Raw genomic sequence first — 16879 nt, forward strand, 5'->3', positions numbered from 1 at the left:
CTCCAACCAGGAGCGCCGCGACGCCCTTGCCCCCTGGATCGAGCACTACAACACTGAACGCGGACACACCGCGCTCAACGGTCTACCTCCAACCAGCCGACTGTCATGAACCTGTCTGCCACCAACACCTAGGGGCGGGCCCATGGCCGCGCGCGCCGGGCGCCGGGTGAGGCGGCGCGCCCGGCCGGCACCCGCAAGCGGGGTCGACGGTCCGGACGCAGCAGTCGCCGCCTCGCTCAGCGCGTGAGCGGGACGCTCGCCTCCGCCGTGTACGGCAGGAAGGTGAGCGACTCCTGGAGGTAGAGCTCCACGGACTCGGCGTCGTGGGAGAGGTAGCCGATGGACAGGTCCTGGCCGAGGTGGAGCTCGAAGTCCCCGCCCCGGGTGGACAGGAGGAGCGCGCCCTCGATGGCCGGTGCCCAGATAACCTCGCCGTCGAGGATGCGGTCCAGGTGCTTGCGCACGGGATAGCCGTCGTCGGTCTCCTCCGTGACCGCGGTCCACAGCTCGGCGGAGAGCAGCAGCGAGTACGGGCCCTCGACGCCGGCCAGACGCAGCTCCTTGAGAGCCGCGGCGACGGCGTCGGGCAGCGCCTCGATGGCCGTGGGCAGGGCGACCGCCTCGTTCTCGCTCGAGCTGATGAGGCCCTCGATGCCCGAGGCCTCGAGACCCGTGAAGACCAGGGCGTCCTCGGCGCGCGCGATCGTCTCCGCGGCGTCCTTGACGGGCTGCCAGTCGGAGTCCTTAGCGCCGCGGTCGACGTCGTCGATGGCCTCGCGGGTCACGCGGAAGGGGACGCGCAGCTCGACGACGGGCCGGACCTCGCGCTCGTGGGCCTGGACGCCCTCGAAGGGGACGTCGACGCTCCGGCGGTGCCCGGTGCGGACGGCAGCGAGGTCCTCGCCGTCGGGGCCCTTGACGTCGACGACGCGGCGTCCGGCGATCCAGCGGGTGAAGGTCCGGCGCGCCTCCTCCTCGACCTCCGCCCAGGCGGCGGTGGAGACGGGGGCGAGCTCTCGGTGCAGGTTGTTCATGCGGTGTCAGCCTCTCAGGCTGCCGATCCCGAGGGATCCGTCAGCCGGTGCGGTGGTGGTCGGTGCGGTGGTGGTCGGTGCGCTCTGCGCGGGCGGGGCGGTCTCGGCGGAGCCGGCGTCGTCCGGGCCCAGGGGCTCTGCGACGTCCTCGGTGGACGCGGTGGGGTCCGTGAGCCCCAGCGCGGCCGCCTGGGGCAGTCCGAGGGCGGGCTGGGTCGGGTCCTCGGGCTCGTCGTCGTCCAGCAGGCCGGGGCGCGCGTGCTCCTCCGCGTCGTCGAGGAAGTCCGCCGGGGGCGCGAAGAAGAGGGCGCCGGTGACGGCGGTGGAGAAGTCGAGGATGCGGTCGTAGTTCCCCTCGGGCTCGCCGATGAACATGCGTCGGAGCATGAGCTCGGTGATGCGCGGGTCCGCGGCGTAGGACATGAAGAAGGTGCCCTGCTCCCCCGAGGCGTTGCCGAAGGCGAGGTTGTCCCGCACGATCTTGTGCTCGTTGCCCTCGGCGTCCTCGACGGTGTTGAGCGCGACGTGGGAGTTGTGGGGCTTGACGTCGTCGTCGAGCTCGACGTCGTCCATCTTGGTCCGGCCGATGACGAGCTCCTGCTCGCGGGTGCTCAGGGCGTCCCAGGCCGTGAGGTCGTGGGTGTAGCGCTGCTCGATGATGTACGAGCCTCCGGCCCACTTGCCTTCGGGGACGAGGGCCGACTCGACGGCCTCACGACCCTCCGGGCTCTCGGTGCCGTCGACGAAGCCGAGAGGATCCCGCGACTCCCGGTAGCGGAAGCCGTGGACCTCGTCCTCCGGCCGGACCGCGTCTCCGAGGGCTCGCGTGACCTCACGAACCACCTCGAAGCAGGTGTCGAAGGTCTGGGAGCGGACGTGGAGGAAGAGGTCCCCCGGGGTCGACGGCGCGCTGTGGCGGGAACCGGTGACGGGCTCGAGGACGTGGAGCCGCTCCGGCCGGGGCGTCTCGAAGAGCCGGTCCCAGGCGCGCGCCCCGATCCCCACGACGCAGCTGACGCCGGCCTCCGGCGAGCGGAAGGCGACCGAGTGCGTGAGGGACTCGATCTCGGGCAGGGTCTCCAGGACGCGCGCCTCACCGCCCTCGCGAATCGTCAGCGTGAGGAAGATGGAGGCCTTCGCAGGCGCGCCGAGGACGGCCTGCGAGAGCTCGATCGCGTTCGCGTCGGTCATGGCACCAATGGTAGCCGGGAGCCACGACACGGTCGCACGGTGACGGCTCGGAGCGGAACCGGGTCCGGCCCGACGCCGTAGCGGATCAGCTCGACGCTGAGGAGGTGAGGTCGTAGACCGTCACGCCGTCGACCGTCTGGGCCGTGAAGTTCTGCTTGACCCAGATCTCGATCTCGGAGGCCGAGGACTCGCCGGAGCCGCTCAACCCGCCCTGACCGGCGTCGGAGACGATGTAGTAGTGGATCTCTCCCTCCTCGACCCACTTCTCGAACTGGACGAGGGTGGGCGAGTCGTCGGTGCCGGAGAAGCCGCCAATCGGCATGACCGAGGTCTCGGAGGCCAGCTCGTAGGAGGCGGCCGACTGGGAGGCGGTGATGGCGGCCGTCCAGCGGTACTGGCTCGAGTCCTCCTGGAGCATCTTGACCAGCGTCGACGAGGTCGAGTTGCCCATGCCGAGCATGGCGCCGACGTTGTTGCCCCCGCCGGCCTGGCCGTCGGACTCGGTCGAGCCGGACTCAGAGTCGCTCGAGCCGGAACCGGACTCGGTCGAGCCGGACCCTGCTGAACCTGACTGACCGTCGCTCGAGCCGGACCCGGACGGGGCCTCGCCCGTCATGCCCTCAGGCGCCTCACCGCTCGGAGGCTGGTTGTCGCCGCCCTCGGGAGCCTCGCCTGCGCCGCCCTCAGGGGCCTCGCCGTCGGTGCCCGACGGGGACTGGCCCATCCCGTCGGCCCCGGCCTCGGTCGAGCCGGACTCGGTGGAGTCGGAGCTGCTGCTGGAGGAGGTGCTCCCCGCGGACGGCGTCGCCGAGCCGCTCGCCCCGGACTCGGTGGAGCCGGAGCGGTCGGAGCCCTGAGCGCCGTCGGGCTGCCCGCCGGGGCCACCCTGGCCTCCCTGGCTGCCGCCGGGGCCACCGCCCGTGCCGTCGCCGTTCGAGGTGGTCGGACCGGCGATCGGGATGGAGCCCGTGTGAGCGGAGTCGATGGTGTTCGCAGACCAGGCCACGGGGCCGAGGAGCGCGGCGACGATCGCGAGGGTCGCGGCAGCGCGGGTGATGAGGCGGCCGCGCTTGGTCCCGGGGTCGGCCTCGTCCTTGCCGTAGCGCAGGGAGCCCGCGACCGTGAGACCGATGGCGCCGAGCGCGCCGAGGGCGACGACGGCCCACTTGAGCCAGGCCAACCAGTTCGTGGCGGTGGACAGGAGGAAGGCGCCCCAGGCCGTCGTGACGACGGTGGTGCCGGCGAGGGTGAAGAGCACCCAGGCCTTGCGGGCGTTCTCCTTGGCCAACCCCACGCCGATGCCGACGAGGGCGGCGATCGCGGGGGTGAGGGCCACCGTGTAGTACTGGTGGAAGGTACCGGACATGAAGGAGAAGACGAGCCACGTGATGGCGAGCCAGCTGAACCAGACGACGACCTGGGCGCGGCGCCCGTCGGTGCGGCGGGCGCGGCCGATGAGGATGAGCGCCAGGACCGTGAGGACGATGGCGGCGGGGGCCAGCCAGGACACCTGGTTGGCGTACGTGCCCTTCCACAGGCGCAGCAGGCCCGTGGCCCCACCGATGTTGTTGTTGCCGGAGCCGCCGCCGGTGATGCGGTCGAGGCCGTTGTAGGCGAAGGTAAGGTTGAGGAAGGAGTTATCCGTCGAGCCGCCCACGTAGGGGCGCGAGCTCGCGGGCCAGAGCTCGACGAGGGCGACCCACCAGCCGCCGGAGACGATCATGGCGACGATGGCGAGGAGGCCGTCGCGGATGCGGCGCTTCCACGAGACGGGCGCCGCCCAGAACCAGACGAGCGCGAAGCCGGGCAGGACGAGGAAGGCCTGCATCTGCTTGGTGAGGAAGGCGAAGCCGATGGCGACGCCCGCCAGGACCATCCAGCGGCTCCGGCCCTCCTCGATCGCCCGCAGGACCGCGCCGGTGGCGAGGGTGAGCAGGAGGATGAGGAGCGCGTCGGGGTTGTTGAAGCGGAACATCATGACCGCGACGGGCACGGTCAGCAGCACGATGGAGCCGGCCCAGGCGGCGAAGGCCGAGAAGCGACGGCGGATGATGCAGTAGAGCGAGGCGATGGTGCCGACTCCCATGGCCGCCTGCGGTGCGAGGACGGTGAAGGAGGACAGTCCGAAGGCCCGGATCATGAGGGCCGAGGCCCACAGGGAGGCCGGCGGCTTGTCGACCGTGATCGAGTTCCCCGAGTCCGAGGAGCCGAAGAGCATCGCCTTCCAGGACTGGGAGCCGGCCCACTCGGCGGCGGCGTAGAACTCGTTGCCGTACTTGGAGACGGTGAGGTTGAAGAAGTAGACGAAGGCGGCCAGGACGAGGAGGCCGACGAAGCCCACCTTCTCCTTGCGGGACCAGTCGCGGGGCCTGGTGACGACGGGCCGGTGCTCGACGGTCATCGCGGCCGCTCCGGTCGCGGTTGCTGCAGTGGGTCCTGAGCGCTTCGCGTCAGGCGTTGGTGAGGTCACGGTCGGTCGGACTCCTTGGGGCCGGCGAAGACCCAGTGCTTGAGAAGGGTGAATCGGAGGATGGTGGCCACGAGGTTGCCGACGACGACGACCGCGAGCTGGACGCCTCGGGCGGCCCCGGGCCACAGGGCGTCGAGGACCACGAGGGCGCCGGAGGTGAGGCACCAGGCCAGCGCGAAGACGGCGAGGCCCTGCGCGTGGTGGCGGGCGAGATCGGTGCGGCCGCGCACTCCGAAGGTGAATCCGCGGTTCATGGCGGTGTTGAGGACCGCCGTCGTCGCCAGGGCCAGGGTGTTGCCGAGGACGGCGCCCATGGGGCCGGCCCACCACCAGAACAGGAGGGCGTGCGCCAGGGTGCAGATGACGCCGACGACGCCGAAGCGCAGCACCTGGTTGAGGAGCGCCCAGGAGGGGTCGAGCTCGGGGTAGCCGCCGACGAGACGGTCGCGGATCTCCCGCAGGGGGATGCGCTCCTGGTGCAGATCACGCGCGACGCGGATCATGCCCTCGACGTCGGCCTTGGCGGTCTCGTAGATGTTGACGCGGGTGTCCGGGTCGTCGGTCCAGTCGACGGGGACCTCGTGGATGCGCAGTCCCGCCTTCTCGGCGAGGACGAGGACCTCGGTGTCGAAGAACCAGCCGGTGTCCTCGACGTACGGCAGGAGCTCGCGAGCGGCGTCGGCGCGCATGGCCTTGAAGCCGCACTGGGCGTCGGAGAAGTGCGCCTGGAGCCCGGTGCGGAGCATGAGGTTGTAGGACCGCGAGATGAACTCGCGCTTGGCCCCCCGGCGGACGTGGGAGTCCGAGGACAGGCGGGTGCCGATGGCGACCTGCGAGTGCCCTGAGACGAGCGGCGTCACGAGCGGCAGGAGCGCTGAGAGGTCGGTGGACAGGTCGACGTCCATGTAGGCGACCACCTCTGCGTCCGAGGCGAGCCAGACCTGCTTGAGGGCGCGTCCGCGTCCCTTCTGGTCGAGGTGGACGGCGCTGACGCCGGGGACGGTGGCGGCGAGGCGCTCGGTGATCGCCCAGGTGGCGTCGACCGAGGCGTTGTCGGCGATGGTGACGCGGGAGCTGAAGGGCACCTGCTCGTCAAGGAAGGCTCGGACGCGGTGCACGGAGCCCTCGAGTGCGCGCTCCTCATTGTAGACGGGGATGACGACGTCGAGGACGGGGCCGGTACGACGTCTGCTCGAGGAGCTCATGGCGGGCACCGCCTCCGTGATCAGGGGCTGGTCGACTCGTGTCGTGGTCATGCCCTGATACAAGGACCGGGCGCTGTGCCCGGTGGAGGTCGGTGCTGTGGTGGACCTGTGAGGCGCGCGGGCCCGCCGTCAGCGCGGCGACGGGGCCATCCCCTCAGCGGCGGCGGCCGAGGCGCACGGCACGGCGCGGGCTCCGTGGTCGCGGGACCGTGAGGGCGAGGGCACCGCCGCCGAGGACCGCGAGCGAGACGAGGAGCGTCCACCCGGGGGCGCGCGTACCGGCCGGGGCGAGCTCGAGCAGCACCCAGGTGACGGCTGTGAGTAGGGCGACGACGACGGCCCGGCCCGCGGCCCGCCGGACGACCCGGCCCGGAACGGCGGCTCGCGCCGGTCCCGCGGAGGCGATGACGAGGCTCGTGTGCTCCGTGAGAAGCGCCAGGGCGAGCGCGAGCGATCCTGGCGTGGCCGGGTCGTGCCCGACCAGGGCCCAGGCGAGGACCACGACGCCGGCCGTGGCGGGCCATGCCGCCGACTCCGGCGCGACGGCCGCGCAGACGACGCCGAGGCAGACGAGGAGCAGGAAGGGCACGGGCGTGCCGACTGCGCCCGCGGTGGCGGCGAGGGTGAGGGCTCCGACCACGCGCACGAGGACCTGCGATCGTGACAGGTGCCCGGGGAGGTAGCGCACCAGGGTGCCCCGGATCCTGGGCCGGCGGTCGCCCGACGAGGGGGCCGGCCCCTTGCGGGTGCTCATCGACGGCTCCTCCTCGCACTCAGCGCCTCGAGCGTCGCGTCGAGGGTGCCGGGACCGCGCCAGGCGGCGACGGCGACGCCACGCCGTCGGAGCGCCTCCGCGGTGCGCTCGCGCTCGAGCCGGACGAGCCCCCAGGCGGCCAGCGCGACGGGGTCCTCGCCCGCCGGCTCGAGCGGGGCGGTGTCGATGACGAGGACGTCGAGGCCGGTCGAGGCCCGCTCCACGGCGGCGTCGACCAGGCGCCTCTCGGTGAGCGGCGAGAGGACGACGACGAGCGTGCCCGGAGCGAGGTCGAGACGCATGCGCTGCCCCTCGCCGGAGCGGTCGGAGTCGGGGACGGTGCGCGCAAGCGTGCCCAGGACGCGCGTGAGCTGACGGCGTCCGGCGCCCGCGGGGACCGGGGTGACGTCGGCGCCGAGGACCCGCATGGCGACGCGGTCCCCCGTGCGCGCGCACCAGGCGGCGACGGAGGCGGCGGCGTGGACGGTTCGGTCGAGGCTGCCCCCGTCGGCGCCCGGGAGGTCTCCGTACGCATCGACGAGGAGGAGGACCTCGGTGTCGTTCTCGGCGAGGGTGGTGCGCACGTGGAGCCGCCCCGTGCGCGCCGAGGTGGGCCAGTGGACGTGCCGGGGCCGGTCACCCGGACGGAACTCCCGGATGGCGTCGAACTCGACGCCGTCGCCCCTGCGCCGCCCACCGTGGGCACCGAGGAGGGTGGAAGGGTGCGGGACGGGCGCGTCGGCGTCGAAGGCGCCCGGTGCCGGGGCGACGGTGAGGCGGACGGGGTTGCGGCGGCGCCAGCGTGCGTCCCACGCGCCCCAGGCGCTGCGCAGGTGGAGCTCGCCGGTGGCGAGCTCGGTGGGCCCCCAGGTCCTGGGCTGGACCGTGAAGGACGTCGTCACGGCGCGGGCTGGGCTCTCGTCCGAGGCAGGGGTGACGCCCGTGGCCCCGGGGCGGCCGGGTCTCAGCGTGGTGGCAAGGTCGAGCACCCCCTCGGGGACGACCCGGAGGGCGGGTCCGGCACCGAGCTCGTGGCCGACGGTCTCGGCGCCCTCGGTCCCGGTCGTGACGGCGCGGACTCGGACGGCCTGTCCCTCGAGGACGTCCCCGGAGGTCCCGAGGACGGCGGCGGCCGGGTGCCCGTCCGGACGAGCCAGGGCTCCCCACGCGGCGACGAGCAGCATCGGGGCGGCGAGGACGACGAGGTCCGGGCGGTGGAGGAGGACGGCCGCCAGGGCCGTGAGGACCCCGACGGCGACGGCCGTGATGTGCAGGACCGTGAGACGCCACTCCCCCGCCGGCTCGGATCCCGGCGCGGCGGCGGACGCCGGCGGCGCGAGGCCGGGGGGCGCCGTCGGGTCGGCCGGCGCCGTGGGCGAGGACGGCTCCGGGAGCATCCCGTTGCCCGTGCCCGGGTCGAGGGGCTCGCTCACTCCCGTGCCCCGGGGACGGGCACGGTCTCGAGGGCCTGCCGGACGACGTCGGTACCGCTCACAGCAGTCATCCACAGCTCGGGCTTGATGGAGATCCTGTGCGCGAGGACGGGAACCGCCACGTGCTTGACGTCCTCCGGGGCGACGAAGTCGTGGCCGCGGACGACGGCGAGGGCCCTGGCGACGGTGACGAGGGCGAGGGAGCCGCGCGGCGAGGCCCCCATCTCGACCGCGTCGTGCTCACGGGTCGCGGCGGCGAGGGCGACGGCGTACCGGCCGACCGAGGGGTCGACGTCGACGGCCTCGACTGCTGCCTGGGCTGCGAGGAGGCCGGCGGCGTCGGTGACGGCGGGGACGATCTGGTCCTCGGTGCGTCGGGCGACGCGGCGGGCGACGACGTCCCACTCGTCCTCAGGCGACGGGTAGCCGAAGGAGATCCGCATGACGAAGCGGTCGAGCTGCGCCTCGGGGAGCTGGTAGGTGCCCTCGTGCTCGACGGGGTTGGCGGTGGCGATGACGTGGAAGGGACGCGGCAGCGGGAAGGTGGTGCCCTCGAGGGTGACCTGGTGCTCCTGCATGGCCTCGAGGAGTGCGGACTGCGTCTTGGGCGGGGTGCGGTTGATCTCGTCGGCCAGGAGCAGACCGGTGAAGATGGGGCCCTGACGGAAGGAGAACTCGCCGCGGCGCTGGTCGTAGAGGAAGGAACCGGTGAGATCGCTCGGAAGGAGGTCAGGGGTGAACTGGGCGCGGGCGAAGTCGAGGCCGAGGGCCTGGGCGAAGGAGCGGGCGGCGAGCGTCTTGCCGAGGCCCGGGTAGTCCTCGAGCAGCACGTGCCCGCCGGCGAGGATGCCGGCGAGGACGAGCTCGAGCTCCTCGGTGTTGCCGACGACGGCGCGGGAGACGGAGGCGAGGACCTGCTGGGCCAGGTCGGAGACCTGCGCGGTCGTCATCCGGGCGGGGGCGGCTCCGGGGTCGAGGGCGGGCTCCGGGCCGGTGTGCGTCGTGGTCACAGTGCGTGGATCCTCTCGATGAGGGCGGTGAGCGCCCGAGTCGTGCGTGGCGGGGCGGCGCTGCCGTCGACGAGGGCCCAGAGGCCCTCACCGAGGAGGGCGTGCGCAGCCTCGGGGTCGGTGGTGGCGTCCACGCCGTGGTGGTCGCGGAGGCGGTCGGCCGCGAGCTCGGCGAGCCGGGGGCGCACGCCCGTGGTCCACGTGCGCTGGTCGGAGGCGGAGCGGAGCATCCAGTCGACGTCGGCGAGGTGCCGGTCCCGAGGCGGCGCCGGCATGGTGGACGGCGGCTCGACGGGGAAGGCCGGGGAGGCGACGCTCAGCCGGCTCAAGCCGGTCCAGGTGAGGACCGCGACGAGGATGGCCAGGTAGGCGGCCGGGTGGACACGGGTCCCGACGGCGACGAGGAAGGCGAGCAGGCCCCACCCGGCGGCGATGAGGAGGGCGGCGTGGGACCAGGCGAGGGACTTCACGGGCGGTCCGTCCCATCGGTCCCGGCCCTGAGGCCTCGATGAGCGGCGTCGGAGGTAGAGCGAGCGGCAGGCTCTGGGAGAGCGTCCGAGGCGACCTCTGGGGCTGCGCCGGGGGACGACGCTCGGGGCCCGACGCCGAGCGCGGTGTGGACGCGCTCGAGGTCGGCGACGGCGCGGCGCCGGTGCGCCTCGGTGAGCTCGTGCCGGGAGAAGCGGGCCTCGCGGAAGAGGCCGGCAAGGTCCGTGAGGGAGTCCGCAGGGGCGCTGGCCGTCGACAGGACCCGGACGGCGAGCTCCGAGGAGGTCTCGGTGGGGAGGCGTACGACGCCGGCGTCGGCGACGGTGCGCTCGAGCTCGAGCCAGGTCGCGACGACGGCGTTGCGCGGGGCGCCCTCGGTGAGGAGGCGGGCCTGGCGGGCGGCGCGCTCCTGGGTGAGGACGGAGAGGTCGAGGGCGGCGTCGTCGACGAGGGCGTCGTCCTGTGGGTCCCTGGCCGCCCGCAGGCGGCGCAGGAGCCCACGGAGGATGAGGACGACGACGGTGAGCGCCGCGGCGACGGCGATGAGGGCCATGAGGACGGCGATGACGCGCCAGGCCGTGTCCGAGTAGCCGGGGTCCGTGACGTCCGGCGGGAGCGGGGCCTGGGTCTCGACGGCGGTGGCGGCGGGTGCCGGGACCGCCTCGGAGCCGGCGGTTCCGGTGGAGGAGGGTAGGGCGAGGATCGGGGCCTCGGCCAGGCTCGCCCAGGCGATGAGGGCGAGGCCGAGGACCGCTGCGAGGGCACCGAGGAGCCGCCCCGGGCTCGGTGGGGCGGTGCGACGGAGGGGGGACGCGCCGGAGCGCTGGGTGCTCATCCGGCCTCCTCCCGTGGGTGCCGCCATCCTATCGACGAGGCGCGCAGCGCCGGAGGATTCGGGCACCTGCGACCGCCGCTCCCGGCCGCGCCCGCCCGACTCAGTAGCCGAGGAGGGTGAGGAGGCAGCCGAGGGCGGCGAGGATGACGAACACCCAGTCGAGGAGCCGCAGGCGCCACACGGCCCAGCGTGCGTGCCGCTCGGCGCGCCGGAGCACCGGTTCCGGGGCATCGGCCTCGGCTGGTGTCGGCGGCGGGTAGCTCGCCGGGAGCGCGTCGGCCGCGTTGCCGTCCGCTGGATCCTCCGCGTCCGTCCCGGTCCCGGAGCCGGGGTCGGAGGGCGTGCGACCGTCCTCGGCCGTGTCGGCAGCGTCTCCGGCCGCGACGTCGGAGGCCGCGGGCTCGTCGTCGTTCTCAGCGGCGTCGGTCTCGACGACGGTCGGCTGCCCGGCACCGCGCAGGCGGCGCATCCCGATGACCGACCAGATGAGCAGGATGAGGTCGATGCCTCCGCCGACGGCAGGCGGCACGCGGAAGGCCACGGTGTGGAGCGAGACGGCCAGCCCCACCATGACGAGCATGCCGAGGAGGATGCTCGTCACGAAGACGCCGCGGTGCCGCAGGATCCGGCCGAAGAGCACGACGGTCGCGATGATCATGACGGCCAGGAGGCCCAGGGCGGCGAGCTGCCCCCAGAAGAACAGGAGGCTGCGTCCCTCGAGGAACGCCTCGAGCGCGGAGACTGAGCCGGGGACGGCGATGAGGCCGGCGACGACCGGTGCGAGCATGGCGACCCAGTCGCGGGCGCGCGGAGCAGTCGTCTCAGCGGCCGCGGCGGCCTCAGTGGCCTCGGTCCGCGGGGCGTCGGTGGGAGCTGTCATGGGGGTGCTGCGTTCTGGTCTGTCAGGGCTGGCGGGACAGGGCCGACGTTAGGTCGGGGTCCAGGGGACGGCGGCACGACGCGCCGCGATCCCGGCCGGCGCAGGTCACGCACCCCGCCCGAATCGGCCCGTCGCCGGTGCTGGGGCGCGCCGACGACGGCGCTCGGGCCGCGCGGTGCGAGGCTTCACGCATGATGCGCACGCACACCCTCACCCGGGAGGTCATCGGCCCCTGGTCATTGGTGACGAGCACGGCCTTCTGGGCCGGATTCACTCCCAACCGCCTCGCTGCGGATCCCGGACCGGACGCCCTGGCGACCGCCTTCGTGAGCGAGGCCGACTGGACGGCGGCGACCGCCGTCGTCACGCAGGAGGGGACGAGAGCACGCCTCGAGGTCAGCGGCTCCGGTGACCTCGACGCCGCGTCCGAGCAGGTGACGCGCTTCCTCGCGCTCGACGTCGACGCGAGCGCCTGGCCCGAGGTGGGCGCGCGGGACGGGGTGGTCGGCGCCGCCCAGCGGGCGCTGCCCGGCTTCCGGCCGTGCGGCTTCCACTCCCCCTACGAGGCGGCGACCTGGGCGGTGCTCTCACAGCGAGTCCGCGTCCCGGTCGCGGCAGCCCTGCGGCGCGGGATCGTCACGAGCCACGGCGAGGACGGGGCCTTCCCCTCACCGACTGCTCTCCTCGCCGCGCTCGGGACCGGTCGGCTCACGCTGCCGGGGCGGAAGGCCGAGTACCTGGCGGCCGTGGCGGAGGCGGCGCTCGACGGACCGCGCCTGCGTGCGCTCCCGGAGGAGGCCGCCCGCGAGGAGGTCCAGAGGATCCTCGGAATCGGGCCCTTCGACGCCGACCTCATCCTCATCCGCGGCTGTAACGCGACCGACTGGCTGCCGCGCGCGGAGCCCCGCCTCGAGAAGGAGGTCGCGGAGCAATACGGCGCCGGCGCAACCCTGGCCGAGGTCTCGCAGGCGTGGAGGCCGTTCCGGTCCTGGGCGAGCGTCTACCTGCGCGCCGCCCGCGAGGGCCGCCTCCACGAGATGGGCTGAGCGCCTGCGGATCAGTCCTCGAGCCGGTTCCCGGGATCCGCGCCGTCATCGGTGCCGTCGTCACCGTCATCCCCGACGCCGTCCCCGGCCCCACCGTCGTCGTCCGCACCCTCGGGAGCCTGCGGGGCGGCGAAGACGTCGATGACCTCGAAGGGACCGATGATCCCGACGTCGTCGAGAGCGTCGGCGACGTCGTCGATGAGGTGGGACAGCGTCAGCTCCTCGACGGGGCTCGCCGCGGCGCCGAAGCCGTCGACCGCCTCGTCCTCAGCCGCCTCGTCCAGGATGACGGTCTCGACGTGCAGGCCGTCGAGGCCCGCGGCCGACTCGGCGCGATCGACCTCGAAGCGCTCGCCGAGGCGCGTCTCAAGCCGCAGGAGGTCAGCAGGGGCGCCGAGGAACCAGCCGTCGACGTCGCGGTGCCGGGTCTCGGAGCGAGGCCCCATGAGGAGTCGTCCCAGGACCACGCCGTCGGCGGCGTCGTGCGCCCGCGAGTCGATCCGGCGGAAGACGTCGACGTGCTCCCCGAGCAGCTCGCCGTGGGCGAGGACGTGGGCGAGGCTGATGACGCCCCTCTCGGACAGGGCGTCCGCGAGGGCGGCGAGGCGGTCGTCGGCGAAGTCCTCGTCCTCGAAGTAGACGGCGTAGGAGGGGTCCTTGCTGCTGCCGACGACGTTGAAGCCCGCGTCCTGGGCGATGCGCGCGATGGCGGAGGTGGCCTCCTCGGGCCAGCAGCGGACCAGCGCGGCGTTGGCTCCGATCCGGCTGAGGAAGGCGTGCCGGTGGCCGTCGGCCTCGAAGCGCGCCCAGAGCTCGTCGTCGGGCTGCCAGGCGGCATCAACGGCATCGACCATGGCGCGTCCTTCCTGGGGGTTCCGTCCCACCCTAACGGCGCCCCACGACACCAGAACTGCAGAGGGTCTGACGCGCCGTGGACGCGAGGAGACCCGGAGGGTGGCCGAACCGAACCCGTTCGCCTTCGTCGCGACCGAGGCCCTTGCCAGGAAGGTGTGCGAGGACGGCAGCGTCCTCGACGCCGCGGTCATGGACGCCACGGGAGTCGACACCAGCAGACGACGCGGGTCCTGTGTGCCCCGTCGCCGCACCGGCGGTGGAGAGCTTCCCGAATCTGTCTGCCACCAACACCTAGGCCGTCGGCAGCTCGCCCGCATCGGCCATCGAGACGATCAGCGCCCGAGCGGCCGCCGAGTAGATCGGCGCCGTGTACGGACCGCGCTTCGACTCGCCGTGAAAGACCGCGATGCCCGCTGCGATCCCGTCGACTGTCGGGAGCAGGTCGCCGTTGACGCGCTGGAGCAGCCCGGCGGCGATGAGCGCCTCGTTGAGCTCGTGCGCTGTGATGCCGCCGATGCGGCTGGCGATGGCGGAGACGATCTCGTAGCCGGGCGTCTCACGGTCCACCACCGGTGGACCCTCGGGATTCTTCTGGCGCGCGTGCGCAGCGTGCGCCGTCACCTCGGCGGTGTCGGCGTCGGACGCCGGTCGTCCCTCGCTCGGGCTCGGTGCAGGGGCGCCCGCGTCGAGGGACGCAGCCTCGGCCACCTCATTGCCGCTCGGGCCGGTGCCCGGTTCGGAGTCGCCCACCCATGGTTCGTCGGGCTTCGCCAGCTCGCGCACGAGTGAGAACACGGGACCGGAGTCATTCCTCCGCCCCTCACCGCCGAACACTACGAAGAGGTCCTTCGCGCGGGACACGGCGACGTTCATGAGCTCCAAGGTGCTGTCGATGAAGGAGGCCTGCCCCGATGCGTCGCCGTATACCGAGGAGAAGAGCACCACGTGGCGTTCGGCGCCTTGGAGCTTGTGCGCGGTACCGACGGTCACTGTGCGCGCGAGGTCCTCGTCCTTGCGACGCAGGCACTCGTTGATGACGATCTCCTGGGCGTGGAACGGCGTCACGACACCGATGATGCCTCGCTCCTTGGTGTCGCTGCCCTCAGGGTTGTAGATCTGCCGCAGCGTGGCGATGTGATCGACGATCCACGTCGCGATGGCCTCCGCCTCGACGTCGTTGACCCGGCTGGACCCTTTCGTCCGGTCCTTCGAGCCCGCGACGAGGTGGAAGAGGAACGGTCCGGGAACGCGGTTCTTGAGGAGATAGTTCTCCACGGGGCGGCTCGGCTCGAGCAACCCTTTGTAGAGGAGCCGGTTGCAGTAGTCGATGATGTCCGGGTGGCACCGGAAGTGCTCGGACAGGAAGAGGCCCGGGTCGTCGTCCTCGCCGTAGCTCCAGCGACTGGCGTGGGACGCCGCGCGCATGAGCGAGGAGTGGTCGGACGCGGTCAGGCCGCTGGTCACGAGCTCAGACCATCGTGCAGACAGTCCGAAGGCCGCTGAGCCCTCCTCGTCGCTCACGGGGTCGATGCTCCACACGGGCGCCAGCTGACGCTCGTCCCCGACCACGAGCGCGCGCCTCGCGAGCGCCGCGGCGCAGGCTCCCAGCGAGGTGTCGACCTGGCCGGCCTCGTCGATGATGAGGAGATCGGCGCGGCCCAGATCGAACTCCGGCGCCTCACCGGGCTTCGTGTACAGGCTGAAGTACTTGGGGAGCTGGAAGACCGTCATGACGAAGCACGGCGTCAGTGCAGCGACCTGCGCCCAGTACCTGGCCTGGGTCTGCGAGGACCGCTGCCACCGCTGATCAGGGGGAAGGAGCTCGTCGCCGGAGATCGTCAGGAGCCACTGGGCCTCGTAGAGGTGCACGGCCAGCCAGAACTCCGCGTACCTCACGGTGACATCGAGCTGCTTCTCCAGGTCGAGGAGCGTTGGGGCGCTGAGCAGTCGATCCAGCCTCTCATCGGGCACGTGCCCGAGGTTCCTCAACCAGGTACGCGTCGGGGTGGCCTCCTTGGTGAAGGTGGCCCGGGCGCTCTCCAGCCTGGCTCGCGCTGCCGCACTCGCCGAGCGCGCACGATCCATCTGGGTCAGGACGCTCTTCAGGCGATCCTCGTAGTAGCCCCTCAGCTCCTCGCAGGACTGGAGCGAGTCGGGATCGTCCGCATCGCGGTTCATCGCCACGATGTACGCGGCCTCGTCGGGGTGCGCGACAGCGTCCTCGGCACGCTTGGTCCACAGTGCCCGCTTCTCAAACACTCGGTTCCACTCGATCGCGAGAGGTTCGACCGGGTCATCGAGGACCGTTGAGGAGATACCCGCCTCGATGTCGAGGCGGCTTCTGACGTCGATGAGCGTGCGCCGGGTCCTGTCCAGCTCGGCAAGGGCGGTCTTGAGGATCTTGACGGCGTCGTCAAGGCTCGTCGGCTCGTGCAGCCGGGCTTGCTCCGCGTAGGCCTGCACCTTGGTGAGGAACGTGTCCGAGGCGATCTCGAGGTACTCCGGCGTCGAGTACTCGGAGTAGACACCGGTCTTCCGTATGTCCTCGGTGAGGTAGCCGGACTCCTTCGCGGCGGATGTCTTGGCCTGCGACGGGCAGTAGGTGGCGAGACCTGAGAGCGGGACGGGGGCCGTTTCCGCCGCACTTCCTGCACGCGGGATCCAGCGGTGGTCGATGAGCCCAGGATCGTCCTTAGTCACCTTGGAGAAGGAGTCGATGATGTTCGTGACGGCCTGGTTCGTCGCCGAGGTCCCGACGATGAGTGGTGCCGGGGCACCGTCGAGAGCGTGCTGCACGACGAGCGAGGCGACGATGGCTTGCAGCATGGTCGTCTTGCCAGTTCCCGGCGGTCCGCTCACGGCGGTCACATCGCCGTCTCCGTCCTCCATGAAGGCGTGAACAGCGCGGCGCTGTGACGCCGTCAGCCCGTAGGAGTCGCTCATGCTGCCGCACACTCGCTTCGCGTTGTTGCACAGTCGCGTCACGTCGTCGTCGATGTGGTCCTCGCGGGTGCGCTCCGGATGAGCCAATGAGACGAGGCGCTCGTAGGGCGACGGCAAACCCAGCGTGTCCTGCCGCAGGATCGCATCGTAGAGATCGAGGGCGCCCCTGTTGGCAACGATCTGAGCGCCCGGGACGACATAGCACTGCTCCCGCTCAATGATGACCCCGGCACCGTCGGCCGACCTCGCGGGCAGCCGCGAGGCCACCGCATCGAACATCCTGTCGGCGTAGGCCACGGCGTCGGACCAGCCCTCGACCTGGGACGCGGCCTCAGGTGCGTCTGAGTGCCTCCACCGCCAGAACGCGGAGAGGTCCCCGACCATCACCTCCCGGTCCGCGACGCCCTCGGTATGAAGTCTGCTGGCCGGGATCCACGGCTCGTCAGCACCCGGATCCGAGGAGAGAGCGCCGTCCGGGGCGAGGGTGGCCGGGAGGACGAGGAGCGCGGAGCGCCGCCCTCCCTGGCGCAGTGTGACGAGCGAGATCAGCACGGGGACGGGAGCGGGCTCGGCTGCGCACTTGGCCCTCGTACCACGACGTTGAGCAGCAGCCTGATCAAGGATCCACGTCGTCGCGTCCCCATCGAGCTTCCCGGCGGTGATGTCGGCCCGGTCAACCCGTCGATGAGGCGTGCTTCTGTCAAGCTCGAGATCCGTCAGATTGGCTCTGCGCT

The 16879-nt window shown here is 72.3% G+C and carries 14 protein-coding genes; 2 read left to right on the forward strand and 12 right to left on the reverse strand.

Annotation, left to right across the window (positions count from 1 at the left end; genetic code table 11):
* Positions 1-109: integrase core domain-containing protein (locus IXW69_RS00005; protein ID WP_194784358.1), on the forward strand; the 109-nt coding region annotated here is incomplete at its 5' end.
* Between the two features lie 127 nt (positions 110-236).
* Here the strand turns inward: IXW69_RS00005 and IXW69_RS00010 are convergent.
* The 10 genes from IXW69_RS00010 to IXW69_RS00055 all read right to left on the reverse strand — a co-directional run bounded on the left by IXW69_RS00010 (position 237) and on the right by IXW69_RS00055 (position 11301).
* Entirely contained in the window at positions 237-1034 is a 798-nt protein-coding gene (locus IXW69_RS00010; protein ID WP_194784359.1) for a family 1 encapsulin nanocompartment shell protein, read from the reverse strand.
* A 6-nt stretch (positions 1035-1040) separates the two neighbouring features.
* The gene (locus IXW69_RS00015; protein WP_194784360.1) at positions 1041-2225 is read right to left on the reverse strand and encodes a Dyp-type peroxidase; all 1185 of its coding nucleotides are present in this window, start codon (positions 2223-2225) and stop codon (positions 1041-1043) included.
* A gap of 85 nt (positions 2226-2310) precedes the next feature.
* Positions 2311-4626 carry an ArnT family glycosyltransferase gene (locus IXW69_RS00020; protein WP_194784361.1) on the reverse strand — a complete coding sequence of 772 codons (2316 nt, stop codon included), beginning with the start codon at positions 4624-4626 and terminating at the stop codon, positions 2311-2313.
* 65 nt (positions 4627-4691) lie between these two features.
* The gene (locus IXW69_RS00025; RefSeq protein WP_228524375.1) at positions 4692-5951 is read right to left on the reverse strand and encodes a bifunctional glycosyltransferase family 2/GtrA family protein; all 1260 of its coding nucleotides are present in this window, start codon (positions 5949-5951) and stop codon (positions 4692-4694) included.
* A 103-nt stretch (positions 5952-6054) separates the two neighbouring features.
* Positions 6055-6654 (reverse strand): hypothetical protein, encoded by a 600-nt coding sequence (locus tag IXW69_RS00030; protein WP_194784362.1) that lies wholly within the window; start codon positions 6652-6654, stop codon positions 6055-6057.
* On the reverse strand, positions 6651-8087 hold the full coding sequence (locus IXW69_RS00035; RefSeq protein ID WP_194784363.1) for a DUF58 domain-containing protein: 1437 nt from the start codon (positions 8085-8087) through the stop codon (positions 6651-6653). Before IXW69_RS00035 ends, IXW69_RS00030 begins: the two co-directional genes overlap by 4 nt.
* Positions 8084-9097, reverse strand: a complete 1014-nt coding sequence (locus IXW69_RS00040) for an AAA family ATPase (protein WP_323745082.1) — start codon at positions 9095-9097, stop codon at positions 8084-8086. The genes IXW69_RS00035 and IXW69_RS00040 overlap by 4 nt, the downstream gene beginning before the upstream one ends.
* Positions 9094-9567, reverse strand: coding sequence for a hypothetical protein (locus IXW69_RS00045; RefSeq protein ID WP_194784364.1), 474 nt, complete (start codon positions 9565-9567; stop codon positions 9094-9096). Before IXW69_RS00045 ends, IXW69_RS00040 begins: the two co-directional genes overlap by 4 nt.
* Positions 9564-10421 carry a DUF4129 domain-containing protein gene (locus IXW69_RS00050; RefSeq protein WP_194784365.1) on the reverse strand — a complete coding sequence of 286 codons (858 nt, stop codon included), beginning with the start codon at positions 10419-10421 and terminating at the stop codon, positions 9564-9566. Before IXW69_RS00050 ends, IXW69_RS00045 begins: the two co-directional genes overlap by 4 nt.
* Positions 10422-10521: 100 nt before the next feature.
* A complete protein-coding gene (locus tag IXW69_RS00055; RefSeq protein ID WP_194784366.1) occupies positions 10522-11301 on the reverse strand; it encodes a hypothetical protein in 780 nt (259 codons plus the stop codon).
* A 191-nt stretch (positions 11302-11492) separates the two neighbouring features.
* Between IXW69_RS00055 and IXW69_RS00060 the strand changes: the two genes are divergently transcribed.
* Positions 11493-12347: a DNA-3-methyladenine glycosylase family protein gene (locus tag IXW69_RS00060; RefSeq protein WP_228524376.1), complete on the forward strand. Its 855-nt coding sequence runs from the start codon at positions 11493-11495 to the stop codon at positions 12345-12347.
* Positions 12348-12358: 11 nt separating this feature from the next.
* On the opposite strand, the gene IXW69_RS00065 is transcribed toward IXW69_RS00060, so the two are convergent.
* On the reverse strand, positions 12359-13201 hold the full coding sequence (locus tag IXW69_RS00065; RefSeq protein ID WP_194784367.1) for a hypothetical protein: 843 nt from the start codon (positions 13199-13201) through the stop codon (positions 12359-12361).
* A gap of 292 nt (positions 13202-13493) precedes the next feature.
* On the reverse strand, positions 13494-16697 hold the full coding sequence (locus IXW69_RS00070; protein WP_194784368.1) for a DEAD/DEAH box helicase: 3204 nt from the start codon (positions 16695-16697) through the stop codon (positions 13494-13496).
* Positions 16698-16879: the final 182 nt, after the last annotated feature.

The organism is Actinomyces haliotis, from assembly GCF_015355765.1.
In the GTDB taxonomy this organism is placed as follows: Bacteria; Actinomycetota; Actinomycetes; order Actinomycetales; family Actinomycetaceae; genus Actinomyces; species Actinomyces haliotis.